This window comes from Chamaesiphon minutus PCC 6605 (assembly GCF_000317145.1).
GTDB lineage: Bacteria > Cyanobacteriota > Cyanobacteriia > Cyanobacteriales > Chamaesiphonaceae > Chamaesiphon > Chamaesiphon minutus.
This window is the reverse complement of record NC_019697.1, coordinates 58235-84861: the sequence shown is the minus strand read 5'-3', so window position 1 is coordinate 84861 and position 26627 is coordinate 58235. Positions and strand designations below refer to the sequence as shown.

The 26627-nt window shown below is 45.5% G+C and carries 25 protein-coding genes; 10 read left to right on the top strand and 15 right to left on the bottom strand.

Translation table 11 applies throughout. From position 1 onward, the window contains the following. Positions 1–120: 120 nt before the first annotated feature. Both CHA6605_RS00440 and CHA6605_RS00435 read left to right on the top strand, forming a co-directional pair. Positions 121–699: an RNA 2'-phosphotransferase gene (locus tag CHA6605_RS00440; protein ID WP_015157579.1), complete on the top strand. Its 579-nt coding sequence runs from the start codon at positions 121–123 to the stop codon at positions 697–699. A 35-nt stretch (positions 700–734) separates the two neighbouring features. Then, positions 735–1925, top strand: a complete 1191-nt coding sequence (locus CHA6605_RS00435) for an AAA family ATPase (protein WP_015157578.1) — start codon at positions 735–737, stop codon at positions 1923–1925. A gap of 12 nt (positions 1926–1937) precedes the next feature. On the opposite strand, the gene CHA6605_RS00430 is transcribed toward CHA6605_RS00435, so the two are convergent. From CHA6605_RS00430 to CHA6605_RS00400, 7 genes are all read right to left on the bottom strand, one after another. Continuing rightward, positions 1938–3272: a F390 synthetase-related protein gene (locus CHA6605_RS00430; protein WP_015157577.1), complete on the bottom strand. Its 1335-nt coding sequence runs from the start codon at positions 3270–3272 to the stop codon at positions 1938–1940. Positions 3273–3452: 180 nt separating this feature from the next. Further along, entirely contained in the window at positions 3453–4298 is an 846-nt protein-coding gene (locus CHA6605_RS00425; protein ID WP_015157575.1) for an MBL fold metallo-hydrolase, read from the bottom strand. 109 nt (positions 4299–4407) lie between these two features. Continuing rightward, entirely contained in the window at positions 4408–5406 is a 999-nt protein-coding gene (locus tag CHA6605_RS00420) for an NAD-dependent epimerase/dehydratase family protein (protein WP_015157574.1), read from the bottom strand. A gap of 7 nt (positions 5407–5413) precedes the next feature. Continuing rightward, the gene (locus CHA6605_RS00415) at positions 5414–6283 is read right to left on the bottom strand and encodes a hypothetical protein (protein WP_015157573.1); all 870 of its coding nucleotides are present in this window, start codon (positions 6281–6283) and stop codon (positions 5414–5416) included. Positions 6284–6298: 15 nt separating this feature from the next. Further along, positions 6299–7501 (bottom strand): glycosyltransferase family 2 protein, encoded by a 1203-nt coding sequence (locus CHA6605_RS00410; protein ID WP_015157572.1) that lies wholly within the window; start codon positions 7499–7501, stop codon positions 6299–6301. A gap of 45 nt (positions 7502–7546) precedes the next feature. After that, a complete protein-coding gene (locus CHA6605_RS00405; protein WP_041547378.1) occupies positions 7547–8536 on the bottom strand; it encodes a beta-ketoacyl-ACP synthase III in 990 nt (329 codons plus the stop codon). A gap of 480 nt (positions 8537–9016) precedes the next feature. Next, entirely contained in the window at positions 9017–10033 is a 1017-nt protein-coding gene (locus CHA6605_RS00400) for a sulfate/molybdate ABC transporter ATP-binding protein (RefSeq protein WP_015157570.1), read from the bottom strand. A 212-nt stretch (positions 10034–10245) separates the two neighbouring features. Here CHA6605_RS00400 and CHA6605_RS34845 point away from each other — a divergent pair, with 212 nt between their 5' ends. Beyond that, positions 10246–10383: a hypothetical protein gene (locus tag CHA6605_RS34845; RefSeq protein WP_015157569.1), complete on the top strand. Its 138-nt coding sequence runs from the start codon at positions 10246–10248 to the stop codon at positions 10381–10383. 191 nt (positions 10384–10574) lie between these two features. Then, a complete protein-coding gene (mutL, locus tag CHA6605_RS00390) occupies positions 10575–12341 on the top strand; it encodes a DNA mismatch repair endonuclease MutL (RefSeq protein ID WP_015157567.1) in 1767 nt (588 codons plus the stop codon). A 110-nt stretch (positions 12342–12451) separates the two neighbouring features. On the opposite strand, the gene CHA6605_RS00385 is transcribed toward mutL, so the two are convergent. Then, positions 12452–13135 carry a DUF305 domain-containing protein gene (locus tag CHA6605_RS00385; RefSeq protein ID WP_015157566.1) on the bottom strand — a complete coding sequence of 228 codons (684 nt, stop codon included), beginning with the start codon at positions 13133–13135 and terminating at the stop codon, positions 12452–12454. A 121-nt stretch (positions 13136–13256) separates the two neighbouring features. Between CHA6605_RS00385 and rppA the strand changes: the two genes are divergently transcribed. Further along, the gene (gene rppA / locus CHA6605_RS00380; protein ID WP_015157565.1) at positions 13257–13973 is read left to right on the top strand and encodes a two-component system response regulator RppA; all 717 of its coding nucleotides are present in this window, start codon (positions 13257–13259) and stop codon (positions 13971–13973) included. Positions 13974–14055: 82 nt separating this feature from the next. Here the strand turns inward: rppA and CHA6605_RS00375 are convergent, their stop codons facing one another. Then, a complete protein-coding gene (locus CHA6605_RS00375; protein WP_015157564.1) occupies positions 14056–14967 on the bottom strand; it encodes an alpha/beta fold hydrolase in 912 nt (303 codons plus the stop codon). Between the two features lie 291 nt (positions 14968–15258). Continuing rightward, the gene (locus CHA6605_RS00370) at positions 15259–16143 is read right to left on the bottom strand and encodes a LysR family transcriptional regulator (protein WP_015157563.1); all 885 of its coding nucleotides are present in this window, start codon (positions 16141–16143) and stop codon (positions 15259–15261) included. A gap of 123 nt (positions 16144–16266) precedes the next feature. Between CHA6605_RS00370 and CHA6605_RS00365 the strand changes: the two genes are divergently transcribed. Next, positions 16267–16971, top strand: a complete 705-nt coding sequence (locus tag CHA6605_RS00365; protein ID WP_015157562.1) for a pirin family protein — start codon at positions 16267–16269, stop codon at positions 16969–16971. A gap of 91 nt (positions 16972–17062) precedes the next feature. On the opposite strand, the gene CHA6605_RS00360 is transcribed toward CHA6605_RS00365, so the two are convergent. Then, a complete protein-coding gene (locus CHA6605_RS00360; protein ID WP_015157561.1) occupies positions 17063–17854 on the bottom strand; it encodes an SH3 domain-containing protein in 792 nt (263 codons plus the stop codon). 110 nt (positions 17855–17964) lie between these two features. Next, complete coding sequence (locus tag CHA6605_RS00355; protein WP_015157560.1) at positions 17965–19281, bottom strand: thioredoxin domain-containing protein; 1317 nt, start codon at positions 19279–19281, stop codon at positions 17965–17967. A 187-nt stretch (positions 19282–19468) separates the two neighbouring features. On the opposite strand from CHA6605_RS00355, the gene CHA6605_RS00350 reads away from it, so the two are divergent. Beyond that, the gene (locus tag CHA6605_RS00350) at positions 19469–20914 is read left to right on the top strand and encodes a tetratricopeptide repeat-containing S1 family peptidase (RefSeq protein ID WP_015157559.1); all 1446 of its coding nucleotides are present in this window, start codon (positions 19469–19471) and stop codon (positions 20912–20914) included. A gap of 219 nt (positions 20915–21133) precedes the next feature. Next, on the top strand, positions 21134–21424 hold the full coding sequence (locus CHA6605_RS00345; RefSeq protein WP_015157558.1) for a DUF2470 domain-containing protein: 291 nt from the start codon (positions 21134–21136) through the stop codon (positions 21422–21424). A gap of 158 nt (positions 21425–21582) precedes the next feature. Here the strand turns inward: CHA6605_RS00345 and CHA6605_RS00340 are convergent, their stop codons facing one another. The 3 genes from CHA6605_RS00340 to CHA6605_RS00330 all read right to left on the bottom strand — a co-directional run bounded on the left by CHA6605_RS00340 (position 21583) and on the right by CHA6605_RS00330 (position 24251). Then, the gene (locus CHA6605_RS00340; protein ID WP_015157557.1) at positions 21583–22080 is read right to left on the bottom strand and encodes a phosphoribosyltransferase; all 498 of its coding nucleotides are present in this window, start codon (positions 22078–22080) and stop codon (positions 21583–21585) included. A 210-nt stretch (positions 22081–22290) separates the two neighbouring features. Next, positions 22291–23394 carry a threonine synthase gene (gene thrC / locus CHA6605_RS00335; protein WP_015157556.1) on the bottom strand — a complete coding sequence of 368 codons (1104 nt, stop codon included), beginning with the start codon at positions 23392–23394 and terminating at the stop codon, positions 22291–22293. Positions 23395–23849: 455 nt separating this feature from the next. After that, the gene (locus CHA6605_RS00330; RefSeq protein WP_015157555.1) at positions 23850–24251 is read right to left on the bottom strand and encodes a ribosomal maturation YjgA family protein; all 402 of its coding nucleotides are present in this window, start codon (positions 24249–24251) and stop codon (positions 23850–23852) included. A gap of 43 nt (positions 24252–24294) precedes the next feature. Here CHA6605_RS00330 and CHA6605_RS00325 point away from each other — a divergent pair, with 43 nt between their 5' ends. Further along, positions 24295–24993 carry a hypothetical protein gene (locus CHA6605_RS00325; protein ID WP_015157554.1) on the top strand — a complete coding sequence of 233 codons (699 nt, stop codon included), beginning with the start codon at positions 24295–24297 and terminating at the stop codon, positions 24991–24993. Positions 24994–25162: 169 nt separating this feature from the next. Further along, positions 25163–26485 (top strand): hemolysin family protein, encoded by a 1323-nt coding sequence (locus CHA6605_RS00320; RefSeq protein ID WP_015157553.1) that lies wholly within the window; start codon positions 25163–25165, stop codon positions 26483–26485. Positions 26486–26627: the final 142 nt, after the last annotated feature.

Sequence of the window (26627 nt, the reverse complement as noted above, 5' to 3'; positions counted from 1 at the left end):
TAGATCCTCGACTTCTTGAAGAAGTCGGGGATCTTGCTCAGAGCTAATGTAGATCGTATTAGTCGATCGAAATCCTGGGTATCCTAAAGATCGATGAATTAGCGCAATATAACAACTTTTATGGCTGGTAACCTGCAAATTTCCCAACGCCACGTTAGAATTAGTAAATACTTATCCAAACACCTGCGCCATCAGCCAGAACGACTGGGATTGGAACTTTTGCCCGGAGGCTGGATTGAAGTAGATAAGCTCTTAGCAGCAGCATCAGCACACGGATTTGAGATTAGTCTAGCCGATCTACACCAGGTAGTTGCCACCAATGATAAACAACGTTTTGCATTTAATGAATCTGGCGATCTGATTCGCGCCAATCAGGGACATTCGATCGATATCGACTTACAGCTTACAGCTCAAACGCCCCCAGATACTCTCTATCATGGCACTCACATCAAAGCGATCGCCGCAATTTTTGCAACGGGATTGCAGAAGATGTCTCGCCACCACGTCCATCTCACCACAGATCTGAATACGGCATTCAAGGTGGGTGCTAGGCGGGGTGAAAGTGTCATCTTGGGGATAGATACGCTGGCAATGGTTGCTGACGGTTATAGCTTTTACCTGACGGATAACGATGTGTGGTTGGTAGATGCGGTACCACCACAATATTTAGCACAATTAGATTGCGTGCCAAGAGCCTGAAGCTCTCAGAGCAAATTTTAGGATAAATAATAAATATGGGCTACGACAATTTCAATCAGAGTAATAACGCTCAAAGTAAAGGATTATTAGCATCGGGCTGGCGACCCCTAAATCGAGATTTAGATATCGGCTTTTTTGCCAATATTGTCATTAATGATACCTGGAGTTTGGCCAAACGCAGTGCCGATTTTGTCAGCGATGTTGCCGATGCACTCAGTCGCAAACAGTATTCCTGGTGGGCGAATATTCTGAATGTATTTTCTGATAGCGTGCAGTACGAATTTAACGAACTGTGGAATTTTATCACGCCCGATCCGGCTTCGCCCGATCGACGTCACAAAGATGTTTTAGTTGCCCAAACACCGATAGTCCAATTAGTCAGTCGCGATAGTATTCCGATCGATTATGTGTTAAATCGGCTAGAAGAAATTACTGTCAAAAACATTTTAGAAATTTTAGGCACACCCGATCTAATTACTCAATATTATTGGGAGCGGTATTTCTATTTTCCACCCGAACGATTCACCACCTGGGAGCGACTAGAAGTCTTAGGCTATGTTTCGGCATACTGGAAAGAATACGATATCTGGGTGCAAGTCGAGACATTTGAGAAAGGTAAACGTCAATATACAATTTCGGCTCCAGATTTAGCACCGTTAATTAATAAGGCTACCTTCGATGTAGCAGTGATTTTAAGCGGCTATAAGAGTCGCGTTGGTAAAATTAATAGTGAGTATCCGATTCGATCGTTTCCAGCCGAAATTCAAAGCTTTACCGATCGCGTTCAACAAGCAATTTTGAGCGAACAACAGGTAGCCGTACTAATTAACGGCGAACCTGGAACTGGTAAAACCGTCTGGACGCAAGCGATCGCTAAAGAAGTCTTGATGCCATTGGGGTATGTAATTTTCATCCTCGATCATGATGCTGTCGAAAATTTCGTACCGCCGAGTTATTTAGCACGGATTTGTTTGATTATTAATGAAGCTGATAATCTAGCCAAAAATCGCGCCCTCGAATCCGCTCAAGAAAATAGTAAAACCGAACATATTTTAGGTTTACTCGATGGCACCCTCTATCAAAGTGTGATCGATGAATCGGGAATTCATCTCCAACAAAAGTTGGTAGTTTTAATGACTTGCAATACTACCGATCGAATGGACCCCGCACTGTTACGCAAAGGACGGGTTGATTTTACCTATGAATTCGTTCATAAATTTGTCTAGTACGCGAATAGCTTAGCTGGATCGATTGTCTGGGGTAAATGCTCGCTGAACCCGGCGCAACTTGTGGCGGTGTTCGGTGTGCTGGACATATTCTTGGTAAAATATATTCGGAATTTGACAATGCGATCGATTGAAAAGATCGATTAAGGACACAGAGATTTGCTGCTCGATCGATGTTTGTAATTCTGGCGGTACTTTGACAAAAACTTCGATCGCCGTCGGACTTATTTGCACGACTCGATATGCCTGAATATCTGCTGAAGCTGTCATAATGGCTCTGCGGATAAAATCTGGAAATATCGATATTAATCTCTCGCCAGTGAGATCGGGCAACCAAAACAGATCGTCGCATCGCCCTTCGATGCTGCTTAAAGCTGTGAATACCGAGCCGCAGAGACAGGGATCTTGTCGTTCGGTTAAAATGTCATCTAAGCGATAGCGAATAATTGGTTGAGTTCGCCGATTAAAATCCGTAATAATTGGCATAAATTTTCCCAATTGGCGATCGATATATTCTTTTTGAATTACTAAGATATCTTCATTGAGATGTAACGTACCATAAGCGCAAGTACTGCCTAAAAAACCTTCCGTACATTGATACAATTGATGGATGGGACGACTGAAACATTCACGCAAATATGTTTCATCTAAGGGGTCTAGCACCTCCGCCACAGCGATGATTTTCTCTGGGAAGATCTTTAGATCGCCGCTCGATCGAGCGGCTGCTAACAGCAGTAACATTGAGGGTGGTGCGACTAAAATTGTCGGCTCGATACGGTTGAGCCGCTCGATGTGATTTTGGAGATTGGCAAATAGATCGAAATACTCAAAGCGAATGTGTTGGCGTCGGACTGTTTCATAAAGATTGCTATTAGCTCTGAGGAAAAAAGCAATCCGTTCGGGCGTAAAAATCGAGTGTGGTAGTGCTTTTGCTAAAATCGTACCCGCCCATATTTGTCGCTCTGCTGGACTGACGATAAATAAGCCCCGATTGCCACTCGTCCCCGAAGATAACCCGATCGTATACCCCTGAATGGTGGGGCTAAAGTTGCGCGTTGTTTCTGCTTCGATCGCAAGCTCAAATGCCGAGTCTTTGCTAATTCCGACTGTATTTAAGTCATCAAAATTGGCCATCATTGCCGATTTATCCACGATCGGGAATGTTTGCCAATCACTCAGATTCAAGCCCTCATATCGATCGCGATAAAACCGGGATTTGGGTAAAACCTGATGTAAAAAATTGACAACTTTGGTGTTTTGCCATGCTAAAAGTTGTTTGCGACTTTTAAAAGTCCGCCCATATTTTATCAATAAATATTGACCCACAATTGCTAATTTATCGTTCACTTATTATTAATTTTAATTTGAATTAATTAGAAACGTAAATGCTAGACATTGCTCACCCTACTGGCGTGACTGCTGGATTTAGGTATGAAAAGGTAGAGATGGGAGCGAAGAAGCGGGGAGATGGGGAGGCACATGGAAAGAGAATCGATCTTTTACTCATTACCCATTACCATTACCTTTTTATGATGTCATCGATTTATTTAATCTCTCCCAAGTTTTCGCACAATGGGTGGGAATGATGTTTAGATCTGGATTGAACTGATGCAATTGATGAATTTTGGCGAGTGTATCTACATACTCTCGATCGTTGGCAAAAATGAGACTGGCGATCGGATGTGGTCTGATAAACTCTTGATAAGCACGACTGAGCCAACAAGCATCGGCGATGAGAAAATAAGTGCGTTCGTCAGCATCAACCACAAACAAGCCTAGCTGTCCCGTAGCATGACCTGGTAATTCGACTGCTAGGAGAGTACCATCACCAAATAGATCGCAGCCAGTGTCAAATGGAAGATACTGTGGAGGTAATGAGACAGTCTGGAGATCTTCTACCGAGATGCGGCGATGCTCGAAATCAGTAGGTAATAACCCTGGCAAAAAACCAGCCTTCAGCGCACTCCATCCCTGCCGATTTTTTACTGCTTGATACGCAGAGTTAAAACAGATAAATCGTGCATTTGGAAAATCTTGTAAACCGCCGACATGATCGGCATGAAAGTGAGAAATAATGATATAGTTTATCGATTCTGGCGAGATGCCTGATTGCTGGAGCTGAGAGACAGCACTATCTGCTGGCTGGAAATATACAGGCGTAGCTAGAGCATATAACCGCAATGGCAAAGCACGAGTTTCTTGAAAAAATCGACTAGAATAACCAGTATCGAATAGAATTACACCGAGCGTTGGATGGACGATCGCAGCAAATAGAGAGGGAAAATTTGCTGACTGCCATTTACCATCGCGGATGACTACTGCTTCTGGGTGCGTACAATATCCGGCTGAAAAAAAGTTAACTTTAAGTGACATATCGATTGCTATTAACTTAAGTTGCTAGTTGCTAAAAATTGGTAAAAATAGAGAATAGGAAATAGAAAATATATCTACTCTATTTAATTTTTATACCGAAAATATATAACTAGCAACTTGGTTTATTATTAGTTTGATACCATCGGGCAAAAACATCTAATCCACCGTCGATACTCACGCGAGGTTGATAGCCTAATTCGTGAGTCGCTGCTGAAATGTCTAATGTTTGACTATAGGTTAGTAATCCTACTGTATAACGGGTGAGAATGGGTTCTTTCCCTAACAATATTGTATTGGCGATAAGTTCCATTAGCGATGCAGTCCAATTTGCCGCGCGTAGTGAAATTGGTCTGAGTCGGCATGGCTCATCTAACTTAGCAAATAGTTTTGTCAATAAGTTAGCAATAGTAATTGGTTCTCCATTGGTAATATTAAAAATTCTGCCTAATAAGATATCTGGCGCATTTTGGCATAGCAATAAAGCATCGATGACATTATCGACATAGGTAATGTCAATACAGGCTTGACCTCGATCGATAAATGGAATTCCTCCGCGCCGATTTGCTCTCATCAATCGGGGTAAAATTGCCGTATCGCCGGGGCCAAAAATACCGCGCGGTCTAATAGAAATTGTCGGTAAACCAGCTTGGTGCGCTTTGCTAACTTCGAGTTCGGCTAATTGTTTGCTGCGAGCATAGGCGTTAACGGGGATAGGTAAAGATGTATCTTCTAAAATATTTAATCGATCTCGATAATCGCAATAAACAGCAGATGTAGACACATAAATTAATCGCTTAATGCGATGGAGTTGACAGCCTTCGATGATATTTTTAGTACCTAAATAATTAATCTCATAAAAATCACGCTCTTTGCCCCAGGGGGAAGATAAGGCACCACAATGAAAAACATAGTCTTGTCCTTGTAGATCGGCAATTATGCCTTCTCGATCTCTCAAATCTCTAAATACAAATCTGACATTTTCGGTAACTAATCGATCGCCGATGCTATAATTACGACCCAATGCCGTAACTTCATGTCCGAGTTTGCTGAGTTTGACTACTAATTGTTTGCCTAGAAAACCTGTTGCTCCGGTAACTAATATTTTCATAAAAATATCAATACTTTATACCTTTTTCTTGCCAAATTGAGAGTTGAGTTATTGTATCTAATGTTAACGTGCGATAGGATAAGTTTGAAATAGTCGCCCGTCGATCGCTTAAATATTCGAGATGTTGATGATTGCCAGTAGATTGCTCGATCGTTCGATTATCGCGAATTGCTCTGGCGTATGCGCCTGTAGGAAACCACCGTCCGGGGAAGATAAATTTGCCAAGTTTGGCCCAAGTATCTTCGCTCCCAGTCAAGTGATAAAATCGATCGACAGTATCGAATCCAGCAGATGCTTTAAATACTCCGCCGTAAGCAATAATAATTAGATTGACTTGTAATTCTTCCCGAAGTTTTGGGGCAGCGGCTAAGGCAAGTCCCGCGCCAATGCTGCCACAAATCAGCCATAAATTACGATCTCGCGATGCCGCAGTTCCCAGTCGATTGCCGATACATCGAGCGATGGTATTGCCGTAGGGCTTTTCTAAGATTGTCACTAATAAAGTTTGCCAAAAGTTATATAACGAGATTAACCATAAGGGCAATTCTCGATCTCCCAAATGGTGCCAAATCTGACATCTAGAAAATTCGCGAGCAGTCGAGCAGTCGTAGGGAAAAGGTGTAGCGACAATGAGATCTATATTAATTCGATCGCCTAGTTCTTTTAAAAAATCTCTTTGTTCTGGTGCTAAATCTGCACTGGCATAATTACTAATTCCAGTCAGAAAAAAAACCGCATTTTGCCATAAGAATTGGGGCGTAGTAGCAAATCTTGTAGATTTGCTCCACAGATACCACCACCACAATGTTTCTCCCAAAGTCCACAGCAAAACTAGACTCACCATACCAATAATGCAGCAACAGAGGACAATATTCATTAACTTTTAACTCATCTAAATCTCTGGTACACTTCGCTGTTTGATAATTTCAAAGCTGCCATCAGCATTAAGTTCGATCGTTTTCCCCCGCCACTCGATCCGCCGTGGCGAAAACAAAGCTAAAATAATATGCACTGGCATAATCAGTTGGATCGCTAATAATAACAATATTTGTCGATCGGGTGTAGCATTGTTAAGATATTTAGTATTAAATTGTGTCAAAATATAAGCATTGACGCCAAAATAGATAAACGCGTAAATGGTAGCGGACACAGAAGGGAATAAGACCAGATAGCCGACGACAATCGACGGGATGAAGGTTGAAATCAGTGCCGTACTATAAAATATGGCGAGTTCGCGAATATTTATCGATTTGAGGATCGATTCCTGTGGGAAAATAAACCAACGATTTAAAAGGCTAAAATAATGATTGGCATCTTTAATTTGGGTACTGATGCCATGACAAACGGGCGTCTGTGCCAGCAGATAGCCGTGCGATCGAAAGTGTTTGGCGATCGCAAAATCATCGACAATTGATGTTTCTAGTCCCGAAAAGCCATCGACCCGATCGAGAACTTCGCGTTTCATGACAAAAAACATCCCGTTAATAGTAAAAGGTGCTGTCAAAAACGTATAAGGAACGTAGGTGAGCAGGCTACTACTATTGACAACGCAAGATACTAATGCAGACCAAATATTTGAAAAATTCAGATAATAAGGTAAGCCAAATGCAACTCCAACCGCAGGTCGATTGAGAAATGGAATCGCCCGATCGAGTCCTCGATCGGGTAAAATTGTGTCATCATCTAGCACTACCACCATCTCACCTAGGGCCTGCTGCAATCCTTCAATTAATTTAAACATCTTGGGACTGATTCGCTCTGGGGCTTGTGGTAATGAAATCAGCTTGATGCTAATATCTGGATATCGATCTATTAATTGGCGGCAGCCGATTTGTGCCTCGGCATCATCGTCGTCGATTAACCACAAAAATTCAGTAGGATAACTAGTTTTCATTTGTAAATTCTTAGCCAGACAATCCCATAAAGTAGGGTCGCCACTCAAAATCGGTTGCAAGATACTGACTTTGGATTCGACAACTGGCTCGATCGATCTATCTATCTCATCTTCTCGCTGAAAAAAGTTTTCGACAAGCAGGTATTTACCAATTCTTTCAGCTAAAAATAATAACCCGATCGATAGAATTAAGAGACTCATATATTTGCCCTGACAGATACAGTTTATTACTACAGATCGCCAAATTTAGTATTCCAAGACAATCCCGCCGACCGAAAATCCCGCAGAAGTACCCAGCAACAGCACCAGATCTCCGCGCTGGATCTTGTTTTGGTGAATTGCTTCATGGAGAGCCATCGGTACCGATGCGGCGATTGTATTACCATGAGTTTGAATAATGGTCATAAATTTCTCTGGTGCAATCCCTAGCTGTTTGCAGATTAATCGCATTGCCATGAGGCTGGCTTGGTGAGGGATAACCATTTGCAGATCCGCGATCTTCAGTTCGGCAGTTTGCAACAGGCTATCTACAAACCGAGGCAAAATTTCCGATGCCATCCGATAGACACCTCTGCCATCCATTCTAAACAGAAAGGATTCGAGGTTATCGGCATAGTCTTTGGGATGATATTTATTGCCACCACCCGTGCATTCAGTCAGGTGCGCCCCTTTGCTGTAAGTTTCCATGCTAGAAGTCAAGATGCGCGCGCTTTCTCCCCGCTCAGACCTAGCTAGAATCGCTGCTGCCGCACCATCGCCAAACAAGGTACAACTTTCTCGATCGTGCCAATTCAAGCCCGTACAGACTTCACTGGCAACCAGTAGCACTCGGCGATATCTGCCTGCCTCGATTAAATAGGAGATAGTATCGAAGCCAGTAATAAAGCTCAGACAAGTCGAATTGATATCGAAAGCCGGAATCCCTGCATCGATCGCACCCAGATGTTTTTGGACTAAGGCTGCCGTACAGGGGATAGATTGCTCTGGAATACCGCTGGTGCTTATAATACAATCGATATCTTCGATCGACAATCCAGCGGCTGCTAGTGCATCTTTAGCGGCTAAGGCTCCCATCAATGATGCAGTTTCATCTTCTACAAAGTGGCGAACTAGGACTCCTGATTTTTGTTCGACCCAATCCTTGGGCAAGCCCAACCGCTGCTCGATGTCGCTGGCGGTAACTCGGTTTTTGGGCAGATATTTTCCGGTGGAAAGAAGTTTAACTCGTCGCACGATGGAAAGGCTATATGTGGTGGCGGCATCTTGATTGCCCCATTCTAATCAATTTGCGATAATGAGATTAAGATCTTCATGGAATGTCACTTCCACTAAAATCTCGCTCTTTGGATTGTGCCCAGACACTTTGGTTCGGAAGACTAGATTCGGGCGAATCGATCTGCACGCGATCGGGTTCGATCTCAATCCAGAACACACGATCTCAACTAAGTAGGTAGGCGCAATTTTTTGTAAAATAGATTTTGCCTGAAACCTAGCTGGTGGGCAGTGCCCACCCTACGCGATATCTTATATTTAATTACGCCCATCTACTTAGCGATCGACTGGATACCTCTCTGTTAAGCAAAGGAGGGGTCGATCTTACCGATGAATTCGTTTGTAGATTTGTCCGAGTGAGTGAAATAAAATAACGTCAAATGAATGCATTCTATTGTTAACACTATTATTAGTTTGGATACTATTGCAGGCGATCGCAAATAATTAAATTGAAAAATCAACTGGAAAAGTTTTAGCTGCTTTCGGCTTAACAAATACCTGCTGTTGGGGTTCTAGTTGCAGCTTGTCGAAGTGTTCCCTACTCAAATGTGCGGTAATTAATTGCCCATCAGCTAGAGCTAATTCTGCTTGAACTTCCGAGCCGAGATGAGTCAAACGTTGAACTTTGGCAGCTACAGTGTTACTGCTCGATCCGGTTTCGATGGCGATATCTTGAGGCCGGATAAATATTTCGGAATTGGTAGGTGCAAAATTATGACATTGGAAGATATTTGCACTGCTGGGTAAGATATTTACAGGCCCGACAAAACCCATCACAAAGGCATTAGCCGGACGATTGTAAATCTCGGCGGGAGTGCCAATTTGTTCGATGCGTCCTTTATTCATGATGACAATTTTATCGGCGACTTCCATTGCATCCGATCGATCGTGGGTGACAAATACCGTCGTGACGCGAGAGCGTTCGTGGAGTTGCCGCAACCAGGCGCGTAAATCTTTGCGGACTCTGGCATCTAAGGCTCCAAACGGTTCGTCTAGCAGGAGAATTTTGGGTTCGATGGCTAAAGCTCTAGCTAATGCTACGCGTTGGCGTTGTCCGCCAGAAAGTTGCGCTGGATAGCGATTTCCTAAGCCGCTGAGTTGGATTAAGTCGAGGAGTTCGGCAACCTTTTTTTTGACTTTTGAGGCGGAGATCGATCGAATCTCCAGTCCAAAGGCGATATTTTGACCGATCGTCAGATGTTTGAATAAGGCATAATTTTGGAAGACAAAGCCGATATTGCGTTCCCGCACGCTCTGTGTGGTGGCGTCCTTTCCTGCCAGCCACAGCCGTCCTTCGTCTGGGGTTTCTAATCCAGAGATCAGTCTTAAGAGGGTCGATTTACCCGAACCGGAAGGGCCGAGGAGGGCAATTAGCGAACCTTGCGCGATTTCGAGATTTACACGATCGACAGCTTGGAAGTTGCCAAAGCCTTTGGAGATGTTTTCTGCTGCAATTCCCACAATCTTTTCTCGTTGGTGTAGTCTCTACTTAAAGAGCATGTACGGGCGATCGTTGGCTCAGTCGCTCCTGGGGGAGAATCAAACTACAGTATCTTAGCATCGGTCGATTACCTCCGGTACCCGACTATCTACGCTTTACACTAGTTTTTATGTATTAGTACCAGATGTGAGTATACTAGAATGAAGAAACTGTTCTTTTTAAATTAGTAACTATGTCAGATCTCGATCGCGGCATCATGAAGTTCAAAGGGGCAGATACGCCCGCAGCCATCGCTATCTCTTCGACGCTGGTATTGGGTGGCATTATTTTCCTAGTCATTTGGGCGTTGAAGCACGCTTACGCTGTTTAGAGATCGATTGTTAATAGAATTGAGATCCAATCGGTTAGAAATCGCAGGCAGACCTTGCGGTAGTTTATAGCATCCAAAACCAAAATAATTTTGTCCGCTAAAATGGACGACTAATTCCCGAAAATAATGGTAGGAGCAATTCATGAATTGCTCCTACCATTATTTGCCAGTAACGCCAGAAACGTTCTTAAATGCCGATTCACACACTACCTATCGAAGTCATTCACCTGATTGCTGCTGGAGAAGTCATTGACTCTCTGGGGGCGGTGGTGCGCGAACTGTGTGAAAATGCGATCGATGCTGGGGCGACGAGAATTACCGTGTCCTTATTTCCCGATCGCTGGCGGATTCGGGTGGCAGATAATGGCAGTGGGATCGAACTCGCCGATTTGCAACAAGCGGCGACAGCGCATAGTACGAGTAAAATTGACGATCGAGACGATCTATTTCACATTACTAGTTTGGGATTTCGGGGGGAGGCTCTGCACAGTCTGGCGCAGCTTGCCAATCTGGAGATTTACAGTCGCCCTCGTCATAGTTGCGATGGTTGGCATTTAGTCTACAACCATCAGGGTGAAGTCGTGCGCCAACAAGAAGTCGCGATCGCACCAGGAACGGCAATTGATGTCGCAGATCTGTTTGGCGACTGGGAAGCTAGACGGGAGGGTTTGCCCAATCTTAATTGTCAACTGCGTCAAGTACAGACGGTAATTTATCATCTGGCTCTATGTCATCCCCATGTGAATTGGACTATCGAGCAGCAACATCGTCCGTGGTTTCAGATTATCGGTGCTAAAACCACACAGCAAATTATCCCCCAAATATTACCAAAAGTGCGGGTGGACGATCTTCATCATGTGGAAATAACCGCTCGCCCCCTCAACCAGCTTCAAGAACGCCTCGAACTAGAGTTGCAACAGGCGCAAGCAACGAGTCAAACCTACCGCGCGATTGCGGCACCCAAATTGAGTGCCGCACCTGAAGCGGAGTCGAAAATTCAGCTAACTTTGGGCTTGCCCGATCGATGTCATCGCCATCGGCTAGACTGGGTGAAGGTTGCCGTCAACGGTCGGATTGTCCGGGCACCAGAATTGGAACAAACGATCGTCAGTGGATTGGCACGAACATTACCGCGCGATCGATACCCCGTCTGCTTTTTACACCTTCAGATTCCGCCGCACTACATCGACTGGAATCGCCATCCCGCTAAGGTGGAAATCTATCTCCAGCAGGTAGAATACTGGCAAGCGCAAGTAGCGCAAGCACTCGATCGAGCATTGAATCTTCAGGCTGAAACCGATGATGACGATCGATCCAGTCGCATCGGCAAATTGCTCGCAGTCGCCGAACAGCAAGGAGCTTATCACATTCCGCAAAGATCGATTACTAATACCAATGATGGAGATGGTTTAGGCTTACTCGAATTGCGTGCTGTCGGACAAGTCCTCAATACTTATATCATTGCCGAACACGCCGATGGACTGTGGCTGGTAGAGCAACATATCGCTCACGAGCGGGTGCTATACGAGCAAATAGTTAGTGCTTGGCAGCTTTTACCACTCGAACCGCCGATTATTCTCTCACACCTGTCAGAGCGGCAAATAGAGCAATTACAGCAGATCGAAATTACGATCGATCCCTTTGGCGAAGGCTTGTGGGCGATTCGGACGGCTCCCGCACCCCTATTGATGCGCGAAGATCTCGCAGCGGCAATTACCGAACTCAGCCAGGGCGGAGATTTGCAAGCCGCTCAAGTCGCCGTTGCCTGTCGCTGTGCGATTCGCAATGGCACATCGCTGAGTTTACCAGAGATGCAAAGTTTACTCGATCGCTGGCAACGCACCCGCAACCCGCGTACCTGTCCGCACGGCAGACCAATTTATCTGGCATTCAAAGAAAGCAGTCTGGCTCGATCTTTCCGTCGTCATTGGGTAATCGGTAAAAGTCACGGTATTTAGGACATATTTAGGAATGAGGATTTAATAATATGCAGATACACCCTCACTCCGACCTTTGGTAGGGGCAATTCATGAATTGACCCTACCAAAGAATATCGAGGGTAATTGACTTACTTCCCATACCATGATTGTCGCCATTGATTCATCCGATCGATTTCTGACTGTTGAGACTTAATAATACTTTGAGAGAGTTTTTGCAGCTCTGGACGTTTGGATTTTTTTAATGAATCTTGTGCCATTGTGACAGCACCTTGATGGTGGGGAATCATGGCATCGAGAAACCGTTTGTCGAAACCAGCATCAGCTTTCCCCAACGACATGCTCATCATCATCGACTGTTTGTGCTCGGCAGTCATCGCCATTTGATGATTCATTTCTGTGTGCCACATCATTGGTGTTGCCGATGCTGTGGGATACCATTGCTTGCGCCATTGTTGCATCTGCGCGATTTCTTTTTTCTGCTCGGTAATGATGTTTTTGGCAAATTTAATTAGTTCGGATCGTTTGGATTTTTGAATTACTTCTTGCGCCATCACCAAGGCACCCTGATGATGGGGAACCATACTATCGATAAACCGCAGCTCGTAATTGGCATCAGCAGGGCCAACATCCATACTATGATTCATCGTGCTACCATGATTCATGCCACCATGATTCATCATCCCGTCCGAGTTTTGAGCGATGGTGGAATTTGGACTACGATTGAGTGTGAAACCTGCGATCGCGACAGAACCAAGACCGAGCGTTCCCACCAAGATGGCGATAGGGGCAAACGAGCGATTTTTATGATTCATAAATTGTGGATAAAATAGTAACGATCTTGCTTTACTAATATGTTAAAGCAAGGGGATGAAATTCAGATGAAACGCTCGGTCGATCGAGATTTTAAGCTAGTGATTAGACACTGACTCAAGTATGAAAATTTTATTGATTGAAGACGAGCCAGACTTAGGGGCAATCGTTCAAAAAAGCCTCGCTCATCATCAATACATCGTCGATTGGGTAGTAGATGGTAAAACTGGCTGGGAATATCTCGCCCACGATCGTGCGCGGAGCGTCTCGGAGCGAGAATCTATATACTCCCTGGCGATTATCGATTGGATGTTGCCCAAAATCTCTGGCATCGAACTGTGTCAACGCCTACGTGCTGAAAAATATACACTTCCGATTCTAATGCTCACCGCCCGCGATCGGATGGAAGATAAGATCGCCGGATTGGACGCTGGAGCCGATGACTACCTAGTCAAACCCTTTGGGATGGAAGAACTACTCGCCAGAATCCGCGCCCTCCAGCGGCGCGCCCAGGTATTCCAAGCAGAGCGATTGCAGGTGGGCAATCTGCGATTAGACTACAACAAGAACGCGATCGCGATCGCCGATCGGCAAGGCACCGAAACGGCGATCGGTCTGACAGCCAAAGAATTTCAACTGTTAGAATATCTCATGCAACATCCCGATCGCACCCTCACCCACGACCAAATTCGCAACCGCGTCTGGGCATTCGACTCCGAATCTACTAGCAACGTCGTCGCCGCTCAAATTCGCCTCCTCCGCAAGAAGTTAGCCGAATCTGGCTGCGAAAACCCGATCGAAACAGTACGCGGATTCGGTTATCGATTGAACTCGTTCTGATCCGTTGCTGGATTCAGGTATGGGATGGAAGCTTGGCGCAGGGTGCGGGGAGAAGAGAGATATATTATGTTACAACAGCGGACTATACCTCAGATCGGTGATGCGCGTTCTGAAGCAGTGGTAGAAACTTCCGAATCAAACCGATCGCCATTGCCGGAAGTTCTAGGTGGGGCGTCAGTCTGGTGTCATTGAGGTATTCAAACGCGCGAATCGCAGTAGGAGCGATCTGGGCAAAGCGGCGTCCGAGATCTGGACTGGTATACTCAGTTTTCTGCCCGTAAATCAGCGCAGTTGGGGTAGTCAGTTGCGGCAGGTACTGGGCTAGATCGAAACTCAAATCGCCGCGCACGAACGCTAGGGCTGCATATTCCGCGTTATATTGCTGTGCTGATTGGAGGTAGGCTTCGACGATTTCGGGATAGACGCGATCGGCACTGGCAAACTGGCGTTGCTCCAAAAATCCGCGAATCCCAAAGGATGTCGCAATCCCAGTGCTGTAGAAGACACGATCCAAAATCGGCGTTCTCACCACTTGGGCAAAAAAGTCCTGCGAATAGTTGCGTCCGAAATCGTTCAAGCCAGCAGCAGTTACCAAAATTAATGACTCGAACAGCTCTGGACGTTTCACCGCCGCCCGCACGGTAAATGCCGCTGTTAAGCCAGAAGCCATGACTGTGACGGGTCGATCGCAGGTGCGTTCGATAAATTCGACGATATTTTGCACGTAGTCTTCCACTCGATAATCGCGGGCGGGATGCTCAGAGCGTCCCCAACCAATCAGATCGGGTGCCAGAACCTGGTAGTCTGCGGCAAAAGCCGGATAAACTTTCGACCACTCATAAGCAGAGGAACCGCCCCCTAGAGCGTGCAAAAATATCAGCGTCTTGGCATCTGCACTCGCGTTATCCCAAGGTTGACCATCTGCGGTATAATAAACGACTCGTCCTAGAGATGTAACTAGCGATCGCTGACCGAAACCGTGCGGTACGAACATAGATTTAACCTCTACTTTGCAAGAATCGATCGAACGATCCACTATCGATCGTAAGTGATTGTCGATCGTATCTCCCTCTCCCAGGAGAGGGAGATTTTCAACACTCAACTAAATAACCCATTTCAATACAGTTCGGTTAAGTCTAATCTTGATTATTTTTAGTCCGCCTGCGCGGACTTTGCATCACTAGCAGCGGTTTCAACCGCCGATCGACTCACTAACCGAACTGTATTGGCACCGATTTGAGATCTTTTCAGAGCCTGCTGAAACTCCTACCTCGATCGATTATTGTTACCCGAATCTTACCTTCAAAAAGTCTACCAACAGTCTAATTTTGGTCGATAAATGTCGATCGATTGGATACAATATTTCAACGGCAAGTACCGACGGATCATAGGCTGGCAAAACAATTTGCAATAGTCCTTTGTCGATCGCATCCGATACGATAAAGCGAGGTAAGAGCGTAATTCCCAGTCCTTGAATTGCAGCTTCTCTGAGTACTTCACCATTATTAGAACACAATATTCCTCGGACGATCGCTGTATGTTCGCCATCTGCACCTATTAATGTCCAGCGATTTTCGATGGCTAGTTGTCCGTAATGCAAACAAGAATGCGTGGATAATTCTCGCGGGTGTGTGGGAATACCATGCCGTTCTAAATAACTGGGAGCCGCACACAATATCCGTTCGGCGGGGGCTAATGGTTGGACGAATAAACTCGAAGTCGGTTGCGGTGCGGCAATTCTGATGGTGACATCGAAACCTTCCTCGATCGGATCGACAAAGCGATCGTTTAAGGTTAATTGCACCTGAAGTTCGGGATATTGTAGCAAGAAATCTGCGATCGCTGGAGCTAGATACATCGTGCCAAAAGTCATCGGCGCATTGATTCGCAATCTGCCTTTGGGTTCGGTGTGTAGCTGCATTACCGATCGCTCGGCGGCTTCTAAGCTTGCTAAAATCTCGACGCATCGTTCGTAAAAAGCCAGTCCTGTCTCTGTAGGACTCACTACTCGCGTACTACGTTGCAATAGTTGTACCCCCAGATCTTTTTCGAGGGCAATTACCAGCTTATTAACAACCGATCGAGACAATCCCATTTTACGCGCCGCAGCGGCAAAACCACCCGCCGTGACTACCTGCGTAAAAGCTCGCATTTGTTCGATTTTGGCCATAATCTCGATCGGGAATTGTATCGATTTTGGAGACAGTGTGTCTATAATTTAGCGTATTGTCTTTCGATTAGATTCAATTCATAATAGTAGTGTTCCTAAAAAACAGTTAGGAGGAACCTAAATATGCTGACAATTCGCTCCGCGCAAGATAGAGGCGTTGCTAACTTTGGATGGTTAGATAGCCGCCATACTTTTTCGTTTGGTAATTACCACGATCCCAAGTATATGGGTTATGCCGATCTGCGGGTGATTAATGAAGACTTTGTAGATCCGGGACAGGGGTTTCCCACCCACGGTCATCAGGACATGGAGATTGTCACTTACATTCTCGAAGGCGCGTTAGAGCATAAAGATAGCATCGGCACAGGATCTGTGATTCTTCCTGGCGACGTCCAACGCATGTCTGCGGGAACGGGGATTCGTCACAGCGAATTTAATGCTTCTCAATCTGAAACCGTGCATTTGCTGCAAATCTGGATTCTGCCAGAGCAAAAGGGGATCGCACCCAGTTACGAGCAAAAGCATTTTACTGAAGCTGACAAGCGCGGTAAGCTGCGACTCGTAGGCTCTCGCGACGGTCGCGATGGCTCGGTAGTGATTCACCAAGATATCAGCTTGTATGCTACTACTTTATCAGCGGGTGAAACTGTCAGCCATACGTTTGCACCGGGTAGAGTTGGTTGGTTGCAAGTAGCACGCGGATCGGTAAAATTGAACGAGCATCAACTCAAAACTGGGGATGGCGTGGCGATCGATCGCGAAACTAAAATTGATATCCACGGAATTGATGGCGATGCGGAAGTGCTGCTATTCGATATGGTTGCTTAACTAGTTGATAGTTGATAGCGAAGTTTTGAGGGTGGAGATTTAAACTCCACCCTCAAAATAATCCGCCTAAAGGTGGGGATTTAGACCCCTGTTATCTATTAAACCAGCGTACTGGCGAAGAAAAACTCAAATACTTTTTGTTAATCCAGCCACTTTGACCATCATTATCGACAGCAATCCAGTCGCCAACAGGTTGAGATGGGGCAAGTGTCACTAAATTTCGATCGAATCCCAATGTGACTATTTTGGAATTTAAACCTGGCTGCGCGCGAATTGCCACACAATCGCCCTTCACCCAACCATATTTATTACTTTTCCAAACTTCTGCCGATCGATCCCACGTCGCCAGTATAGTTTTATTCATTGTTGTTACTAATGCTAGTTGCGAATCGATCGAATAACTGGGAAGTCCCATAGAACCCGCAAACACAGCCTTGAATCCTGTTGGTTTTTGGATTAAATAAGTTGTTTCATCGCTGGTATCATCGCCCATATAAAAAACTAAATCTTTGCGATCGTCGCCATCGATATCTTTACCGATTTTTAATCGATGTACCCAATAACTAGCGCGGGTACTGCCATAATTTTCTTCAAAGATAACTTGGCCATTTTTCTGTCCGTCAGCGTACATTGTATAGCGAACGAATTTCCCTGGCACCGTTTTACAAGTATTGGCGCGACTATCATCTAATACCAAAACTGGACGACTAAAATAACTAGCCACCACTCGGTCGATCTTACCATTACCGTTAATATCTGCATTAATAACCGTTTCAGATTTGGGTAATTTTAGATCTTGACTAGCTTTAATAGCAGTAGGAAATAACCAACAAGTCACGATCGATCCAAGTACAGCACATAATCTCAAAGCCCTAACCTTCATAAATTATTAATTATCGAGTATCAAATAAGTAGTTGTGTGCAAATATTTGTTAGATAGAAATTGACTTAAACCTGTGTGGTGGGCACTGCCCACCCTACTATTATCAACTATCAATTCTCAACTATCCCATCCCGATCGATCCCGGTATACCCATCTCCTGGCATTAAACCCAACCAGCGATCGCTTTTCGGTGTGAGAAATAATCGATCGTAGACGCGGGTATTAAGGGTTTCGATATCGACAGGAAAGCGATTGCCCATCAACCATTGGTGAAGTTGACTGTGGAGGAGATATTCATTGCGAATGCTATCGATCGCCATTAGTTTTTGAAATTTAGTAACTAGTTCGGGGAGCGGGTCGGAATAATTCTCCTTATCTTTAGCTGCAAGGCTGGCTAGCTGGGGTTGTTTGCGGCGGATGAGTGCGCGACTGTTTGCGGCTAAAGTGGCATCTTCCTGGTGTAATTCGCCGAGTTTGACCCAGAGTGGATCTTCAGTGGCTTTTTTGAGAATATCTGTACGCTGAGAAAAAGCACGACTAAGTTGGATAATTGGCGATTCGATCGCGCTTTTGGAGACGGCAATTCCACCAGCTTCGGCGGCGGTGGGCGGAGTATTTAGAGATGTAATCGATTTTGGCAGTGGGATACTGATGCCTAATTTATCTAAATCTCGCTGCCAATTAGCTTGGAGATTGGCAAGTTGAGTTTGGTGATAGGTATCGAGTGCAGTTTGACGATCTTTTTCTGGTAATTGGTGATATTTAGCTACAAATTCAGCACCCTGAGTTAGTTGACGTTTGAAGGCTTGGGGGGCATATAATCCTGGCAAACCATCGATCGGATGTCCGGTTTTGTCTAAAATATAATGAATGCTATTTCCGGTAATTGTCTGCTGAACTTTTCGTCCATCGCCAAAGTCGATCGTAATTTTGGGTACGGGGCGAACGGATTGCCAATGTAGGACGTATTTATCGCGCAATAACTTGGCAATTTCGGGATTTGAGTACAGCGTAATTCTAAAAAAGCGACTATTGGCACAACTCAACTCTTCATCGAGATTGCCTAGCATCCGCAGCGATAGAATCGGTTTGTTAGTAGCAGCGGCGACTTGTTTTGCTTGGGCTAAATCGGTATGCCAATATAATCGCGAAGCTTCACAATCGCGTTGCTGGCAGATTCGATCGAGCGTTTGACTTAATTGTTTCCAGCGGGGACTATTGGTTTGGGTACGCAATCTCGCCATTTCGGCACCATTCGTTTTTAAAAACTCATCGATACCCGCATATCCCCGCGCGCGATAGCGAGCGATTTTGGTATTGGTGTCTAGCTCTTTGGCTGCTAATGGAAATTGAAACCCTAATGGGATGATGCCACTAGTCAAGATTAATAAAGACGCGATTGTGAGACTCGATCGAATGCTGGCCATCTTAAATTACCAAAACCGCTGTTTAATTTTAAAACTACATACGCAATCGACATCATTCCGAAATTTTTCATCTAAAATTAGATCGGTTTTCGATACCTTACTTGGGAATCTAGCCGCGATGTCAATCGCTGGCATTCGCTCGGGTAAATTTAAATTAATATCAATCTCATCCACTAGTTATACTCTCATGTCACCTAAAATATCCGTGTTGGCGGGACTAATTGGTATTGCAGCAACAATGCCGCTCGTACAGCCGAGCGCGGTTGCCAAAACTTCGGTAGAAATTGGTGAAACAGCTAGAGCTATTACCGTTTTAATTACCGAACCCAACAGTATCGGTTCGGGGGTAATTTTGCAACGTCAAGGCGATGTTTATACGGTGCTCACTGCCGCTCATGTGGTGAGAAATAAAGTTGACTATAAAATTACCACATCAGACGATCGTCAGTACTCGGCAATTAGTAGCTCGATTAAGCCTGCACCTGGTAGTGTCGATCTTGCGATTGTCAAATTTAAGGCAAATGCCAAATATCCCACTGCCAAACTGGGAAATTCTCGCAGCCTCAAGTCAGGAATGGATCTATATGTCGCTGGTTTTCCTGCTGCGACACGAGTGCTGACTAAATCGATATTCGTGTTTAGGGAAGGTAAAGTTTCTGCCAATAGTCAGAAAACCTTCGAGGCGGGTTACTCGCTGGTTTATAGTAACGACACGTTACCAGGAATGAGTGGTGGAGCAGTATTAAACGAGCGTGCCGAAGTAGTCGCCATTCATGGTAGAGGCGATCGCGAACGGCTGGGCGATAATAGTTTAGGTGGTAAAACGGGCTTTAATGTCGGGATTCCGATCGATCGTTTCATCGCAATTGCCAGTAACATGGGCGTCCCCATCAGTCAGCCAGCAGCAGTAACTATCGCCCAGAGTGCTAGTTCCCCAGCCGATGATTACGTCGCCTCGGCAGCCCAGAAGTATAATAATCGCGACTATCGCGGCGCATTAGCCGACTACGATCGTGCGATTGCCCTCAAACCCAAAGATGCGATCGCTTATAATTATCGCGGCGTGCTCAAAGTCAAAATTCAAGATTTCGAGGGCGGCTTGGCAGACTATAATCGTGCCATTCAATTCGATGCTAACTATGGCGAAGCTTATAGCAATCGTGGGAATTTGAAAGCCCATAAATTGCAGGATTTACCAGGCGCAATGGCTGACTACGATCTTGCCATCGAACTCAGCCCCAAGTATGCACCCGCCTACAGCAATCGCGGCCTCTTAAAGGTTAAAAATAGAGACATTGTGGGCGGATTAGCCGACTACAACCTGGCAATTCAACAAGATCCCATGGAAGCTACATACTATAGCTACCGAGCCTTCCTCAAAATCCTCCGTGGCGATCGTCAAGGCGCATTAACCGATTTTACTCGATCGATCGAACTCAATCCCAACAATGCAAGCGTCTACGCTAAGCGCGCCGATCTTCGCTTCTTTACGCTCAAAGATCGTGCTGGTGGACTTGCCGATCTCCAGCAATCTGCCAAATTATATCAACAACAGAGTAATGCCGAGCAGTACCAGAAAACGATCGTCAGGATCGGGCAATGGCAAAAGCTAAATAAGAAGACTGGCTCGTAGTCAGATAGAGCGGACGATCTGAGACAGGAGACGATCGGGGCTTAGCCCAATCCAATCGTGCCATTCAACTCAATCCTAACTATACTATTGCCTACAATAATCGCGGCGATCTCAAAGAGCGAAAATTTAGCGATATTTAGGGTGAATTAGCCGATTATAATCGATGTTTGCGGTACGATCGAGATAGATTTTTGTAAGCTACTACACCTAAATATTCTCATGGCAGATCTCATTACTCCCGCAATTAGCGATCGCATCTGTAAACATATGAATGACGATCACGCTGAAGCAGTCCTCACATACGCCCAATTCTATGGCAAAACGCCCACCGCAGAGACAGCAGCCATGAGTGCGATCGATCCTCTAGGTATGGATCTTACCGCCCAAGTCGATGGTGAAACCGTCAGCCTTAGAATTCCCTTCGATCGCGAATTGACAGACTCCGAAGACGCTCACCACACCCTCATTGCCATGATTAAGCAAGCCAGAGTGTTGAAGGAGCCAAAATAGAGTGGATGGGTGGATGCATAACCCCTCACGCCAATTATGGGTTCAGCCTCGTGTTTAAGATTGTCGCCCCAGACGAGGTATCGGTTCGGGAGCCTGTATCCCGAACTCCAGCGACAGTAATACTACTTTGATAGCAAGTTGCTGTGAGCCGCCAAGAATCACCGTTGCTTTAACATGGTGAGTATGTCAAAGTTATCGTATTTCTCAAATGGTTGATGAATCCAGGGATTGCTCGGGAGATAACTGACGTAATAGTCGGGGATATAGAGCGAACAAGCTTTATACCAAATCACCGCCGTTTTTAGTTCCTCAATTTCTGGATACAGATCGCGCAACCAAACCGTTGTTTGTTGCAATGTGACACCAGAGTCTACCAGATCGTCAACTACTAATACCCGACTGCCCATGCTAGGGTCAGTCATGGTAATTTGACTGGCGATCGATAATTTACCACGTTCTCGATCGCCACCATAGGAACTAGCCGCCAAAATTGCTAATGGTTTTTTAAAGATGCGTGAGAGAATATCTCCCACTCGCAAACCACCTCTAGCCAGACAAATAATGCGATCGAATTCCCATTGAGATTGATAAATTTGCTTGGCTAATAACTCGATCGACTGATGGTATTCATCCCAAGATACATGTAGATCGAGCATAGAAAAAATCTGGTACTAACAGCTAATCGTTCCAAGTGTAGGCAGGTTTGCCGCCCATACAACTGCGACAATAAATTACCCCTACCTTTTGCTAACTCTTAAATTTAACAAAGAATAGGGGGCTAAATTCCCCAACTTTCAGGTGAATTGTTTTGTTAGGGCAAGGTTTGAATCCCCACCCTAAACCCTAATTATCAATTATCAATTAGTTTAAAATCCCATGGCGGCGGCAACAGCATCCATATTGGCGGCAATACCCTGTTGGAAAGGATTGATCTTGTTAGCGATCGCTGTATCGGGGTCTTTGAGACCATTGCCAGTTAAGACACATACTACCGTAGCATTGCTCGGTACGCGATCTTTGACTTTGAGCAAGCCAGCCACCGAAGCCGCACTCGCAGGTTCGCAGAAGATCCCTTCGCGGCTACCCAACCACCGATAAGCAGCAATAATTTCGTCGTCCGTAACAGCATTAAATTCGCCATTGCTGTCATTTTTAGCTGCTACTGCTTTATCCCAGTTTGCTGGATTGCCGATGCGGATTGCCGTGGCGAGAGTTTCGGGACTTTTGACGCGAATGCCACTGACTAGCGGTGCAGCACCTGATGCTTGAAAACCCATCATCTGAGGGAGTTTTTGGGATTTCCCATGCTGGTAATATTGATTGAAACCCATCCAATAAGCCGTGATATTACCACCATTGCCTACTGGAATACACAACCAATCTGGAGCGTCACCCAGAGCATCGACAAGCTCGAATGCGGCTGTTTTTTGGCCTTCGAGCCGATAGGGATTGACAGAATTTACTAGCGTAATCGGATAATTTTCGGCCATCTGCCGCACGATATCGAGCGCATCATCAAAGTTACCTTTAATCGCCAACACTTCAGCCCCGTAAAGCAAGGCTTGGGCCAATTTCCCCAGCGCGACATAGCCATCGGGAATCAACACATAAGCGCGCATTCCACCGCGCACGGCATAAGCTGCTGCCGCCGCCGAAGTATTGCCCGTACTGGCACAAATTACCGCCTTAGCACCTGCTTCTTTAGCTTTGGTAATGGCCATAGTCATCCCTCGGTCTTTGAAGCTACCTGTCGGGTTTAGACCGTCATATTTAATATATACTTTTACACCCCGACCGATTTCGGCAGCGATCGTGGGCACGGGAATCAACGGTGTGTTACCCTCATGCAGAGTAACTACTGGGGTAGTCGCACTCACGGGTAGATACGCTCGATAGTTTTCAATTAATCCCGGCCAACCACGGTTGGTACTGATTCCGGAATTGACTTCAATATGGGTATCTAAGCTCATGGTGTGACTCTAACCTGGTTAAGAAATGATGGACGACTCTTACTCGTTGAAGATCGCAGACTCCCGCCGATTCTACTATTGAAGCATAATTCTGGCTCTGCTAGGGGCTAAAACGATAAGTCCTAACATTAAGTATAGTAGGGCGATCGAGTCGCAATCGCCACCACAATTATTTGTGAGTAAGATCGAGACAACTAGTTCTATGAGTCTCGATCTCCTCTGGCTGAATTGGCCTCAAATGTACGATCGGTATCGATCTGCCTCGCTATTATCGTACCCATCCGATCGACTAAATTAAGCTCATGTCTGCACGATCGCCCCGTCCGCCTGCTCTGGTTGCAATTGTCATCTACAAATTTGTTACAGTCGGATTATTAATCTGCGTAGCGATCGGCTTATTTTTAACATCTAACAAACACGATCGCTTTACCCATTACTCATCTACCCATCCACCCTTATCCCCGATCCCCGATCCGATCCAACCAACGTACCCACAGCCAGCCAAGATAAGCACCGACAAAATAAACTGGCAGATCCGACCATAAGAAGGTCGTACCGAGAATGAGACGTCCGGGTAAGGTTGCCCGAATTGCTTGGAGCCAAGGTGGTTGATAAAGCTGGAGAAATTCGAGCGCGCAAGATCCCACACAGACACAGATGGCCGTCAGCCGACGGTGAGCCACAGGATAGATAAATAACACCAATAATATCCACACGGTTTGGTAGGCAATACTCCCACCCGGATCGCGGATATATTCGGGTAAACTAGGACTAAAGCGGATAAGGTAGCCGAGTGGAACGATTGCTAGTATATTGACTAAAAAAAGCGATCGCTTGGGATAAGATTTAATAAACATTAGTTGACAATCGCGATCCGAGCGCGATCTTGGAAAGGTAAATATGAAAAAAAGTATCAAAAGCGATCGCACTTTATTACTGACCAGCATTTTACTATTTTTTATGCTGGCAGCAGGAATTATGAGTGGTGTCGTCGGCTTTATCTCTGGACACGAAGCACTCAAAGGCGTTACTCAACCAGATATTCGCCCCAACAATAATAAAGGTGGCAACCAACAAAATATTAATACCAAAGGTTTAGAACTGATCGACGAGAAAGAAACGCTCGCTAACATCAAAAAACAGATGGGTATCGACGATCCCAGCAAAGACACCCAACAAGCAAAAGACGCTAAAAAACGGGCGGCTGAGTTTGAAAAAGCTGTAAAAAACGACCCCAAAACTGGTCTGCCTATTGCCAAACTCCCGATCGTCAAGCAGGACCAGGGGATTACAATGAGTGTTAACTCGATCGCGCCTAAAGGTACCGATCTCAAGCTCGGACTGACTCTCTCCAATCAAGGCAGTCAACCCGTCAACTTCGGACAAGGGACAATTACAGTCACAAACGATCGCTCTCAGGGCGTTAATGCTACCGTCTCTGGACTACCTAATAGTTTGGCGGCTAACGGCCAAGATGTAAAAGTTACCCTCTCAATTCCCAAAAATGCTCTCGATAAAGTCAAGAGTGTCTCGCTACAATTGACTGATATAGACAAAAAACTGCAACTCGAAGCCTCTGGCATTCCTGTGGGCAAGTGATTAGGCGTTAGGCGTTAGGCGTTAGGCTTTGGGCTTTAGGCTTTAGGCTTTAGGGAAAAGGGAAAAGGGGAAAGGGGAAAGAAAATGTAGCATTTACCCATTACCCATTAACTCATCGACTCATCCACTCATCTACCCATCTACCCATTCATTCCTAAAAATCCCGACAATGAACGATCCTCATCCACTTTTAGGTGGTTCAGACATTGGGTGGCGACTGCTACTGGTATTGGGATTGATTGCGATCGATGCCTTTTTTGTCGTTGCTGAGTTTTCGATCTTATCAGTGAGAAGATCGCGAATTAGTCAGTTAGTGGCGGCTGGTGACGATCGCGCCAAACAAGTGCAAGATCTGCAACGTAGGATCGATCGATTGCTCTCGACTACCCAAGTCGGTATTTCGCTCTCTAGTTTGGCACTTGGCTGGATTGGCGAACGCGCGATCGTCCAAATTTTGATGCAGTATTTAGAAAATATCCCACTGGCGCATTCGCTGGCGATTCCGATTACCTTCATCCTGTTGGCATATCTCCAGATTGTCTTTGGGGAACTGATTCCCAAATCGATCGCGTTGATTTATGCCGAACAAATCGCCCGCGTGTTGGGTGCGCCGAGCCTTGCGATCGCGCGGATTTTTAGTCCGCTGATTTGGGTACTCGATCGATCCACCAAACTGTGTTTGCGATTAGTCGGCATCAAAGAGCGGTACGATAGTCGCGATCGGGTGACATTTAAAGAGTTACAAGCAATCGTCTCCACAGAACGCGAATCCAGCGGACTAGCACTCGAACAACGCGAAGTTTTAACTAAAGTCCTCGAATTTGCCAACAAGATCGCCTCTGATGTGATGATACCCTGTACCCAGATCGTCACCGTACCAAAAACAGCCAGTTGTCAAACACTGCTGATTAAAGTAGCGACAACTGGCTATTCCCGCTATCCCGTCACCGATACATCGCTCAATAAAATTGTCGGTATCGTTGCTTTTAAAGATTTTGGGACCTTACTTACTCAAGGCAAACCAGCCGGACAAATTTCGATTGCCAAATGGATTAAACCAGTAGAATTTGTTGCCGAATCTACACCCGTAAGCGTGGTTCTCCAACAGATGCAGCTCTCCGACACTCACATGACGATCGTGGTTGATGAATTTGGTAATACTGCTGGTTTAATTACCCGTCAAGATGCGATCGAGGAGATGATCGGCATGAAAGTCACCTCCGAGCGACCCACTCAATTAATTCAGAAGCTCTCGGACGGGACATTTCTCGTCCAAGCTCAAATCAATCTCGAAGATCTCAACACTCAACTCAAGCTCGCTCTTCCCTTAGCCGATGATTATCAAACTCTAGCGGGATTTTTGCTTAACAAATTGCAACATTTCCCCCAGATCGGGGAATCCTTAGAGTACGGAGATTGGATTCTGACGATTGTTTCGACCATCGGGCCGAGGATCGATCGGGTGCGGGTAAGGATGCGGAGAGGAGGCTAGGCTTTAGGGTTTAGGCTTTAGGGTTTAGGCTTTAGGGTTTAGGGTTTAGGCTTTAGGGTTTAGGGTTTAGGGTTTAGGCTTTAGGGTTTAGGCTTTAGGCTTTAGGCTTTAGGCTTTAGGCTTTAGGCTTTAGGGTTTAGGC

Coding starts and splice junctions, on each gene's coding strand:
- CHA6605_RS00370 (WP_015157563.1), bottom strand. CDS start 16,143: ATGGCCAAAATCGAACAAATGCGAGCTTTTACGCAGGTAGTCACGGCG.
- CHA6605_RS00410 (WP_015157572.1), bottom strand. CDS start 7,501: ATGAGTCTCTTAATTCTATCGATCGGGTTATTATTTTTAGCTGAAAGA.
- rppA (WP_015157565.1), top strand. CDS start 13,257: ATGAAAATTTTATTGATTGAAGACGAGCCAGACTTAGGGGCAATCGTT.
- CHA6605_RS00385 (WP_015157566.1), bottom strand. CDS start 13,135: ATGAATCATAAAAATCGCTCGTTTGCCCCTATCGCCATCTTGGTGGGA.
- CHA6605_RS00440 (WP_015157579.1), top strand. CDS start 121: ATGGCTGGTAACCTGCAAATTTCCCAACGCCACGTTAGAATTAGTAAA.
- CHA6605_RS00320 (WP_015157553.1), top strand. CDS start 25,163: ATGAACGATCCTCATCCACTTTTAGGTGGTTCAGACATTGGGTGGCGA.
- CHA6605_RS00350 (WP_015157559.1), top strand. CDS start 19,469: ATGTCACCTAAAATATCCGTGTTGGCGGGACTAATTGGTATTGCAGCA.
- CHA6605_RS00365 (WP_015157562.1), top strand. CDS start 16,267: ATGCTGACAATTCGCTCCGCGCAAGATAGAGGCGTTGCTAACTTTGGA.
- CHA6605_RS00415 (WP_015157573.1), bottom strand. CDS start 6,283: ATGAATATTGTCCTCTGTTGCTGCATTATTGGTATGGTGAGTCTAGTT.
- thrC (WP_015157556.1), bottom strand. CDS start 23,394: ATGAGCTTAGATACCCATATTGAAGTCAATTCCGGAATCAGTACCAAC.
- CHA6605_RS00375 (WP_015157564.1), bottom strand. CDS start 14,967: ATGTTCGTACCGCACGGTTTCGGTCAGCGATCGCTAGTTACATCTCTA.
- CHA6605_RS00360 (WP_015157561.1), bottom strand. CDS start 17,854: ATGAAGGTTAGGGCTTTGAGATTATGTGCTGTACTTGGATCGATCGTG.
- CHA6605_RS34845 (WP_015157569.1), top strand. CDS start 10,246: ATGTCAGATCTCGATCGCGGCATCATGAAGTTCAAAGGGGCAGATACG.
- CHA6605_RS00340 (WP_015157557.1), bottom strand. CDS start 22,080: ATGCTCGATCTACATGTATCTTGGGATGAATACCATCAGTCGATCGAG.
- mutL (WP_015157567.1), top strand. CDS start 10,575: ATGCCGATTCACACACTACCTATCGAAGTCATTCACCTGATTGCTGCT.
- CHA6605_RS00330 (WP_015157555.1), bottom strand. CDS start 24,251: ATGTTTATTAAATCTTATCCCAAGCGATCGCTTTTTTTAGTCAATATA.
- CHA6605_RS00435 (WP_015157578.1), top strand. CDS start 735: ATGGGCTACGACAATTTCAATCAGAGTAATAACGCTCAAAGTAAAGGA.
- CHA6605_RS00325 (WP_015157554.1), top strand. CDS start 24,295: ATGAAAAAAAGTATCAAAAGCGATCGCACTTTATTACTGACCAGCATT.
- CHA6605_RS00355 (WP_015157560.1), bottom strand. CDS start 19,281: ATGGCCAGCATTCGATCGAGTCTCACAATCGCGTCTTTATTAATCTTG.
- CHA6605_RS00345 (WP_015157558.1), top strand. CDS start 21,134: ATGGCAGATCTCATTACTCCCGCAATTAGCGATCGCATCTGTAAACAT.
- CHA6605_RS00425 (WP_015157575.1), bottom strand. CDS start 4,298: ATGTCACTTAAAGTTAACTTTTTTTCAGCCGGATATTGTACGCACCCA.
- CHA6605_RS00420 (WP_015157574.1), bottom strand. CDS start 5,406: ATGAAAATATTAGTTACCGGAGCAACAGGTTTTCTAGGCAAACAATTA.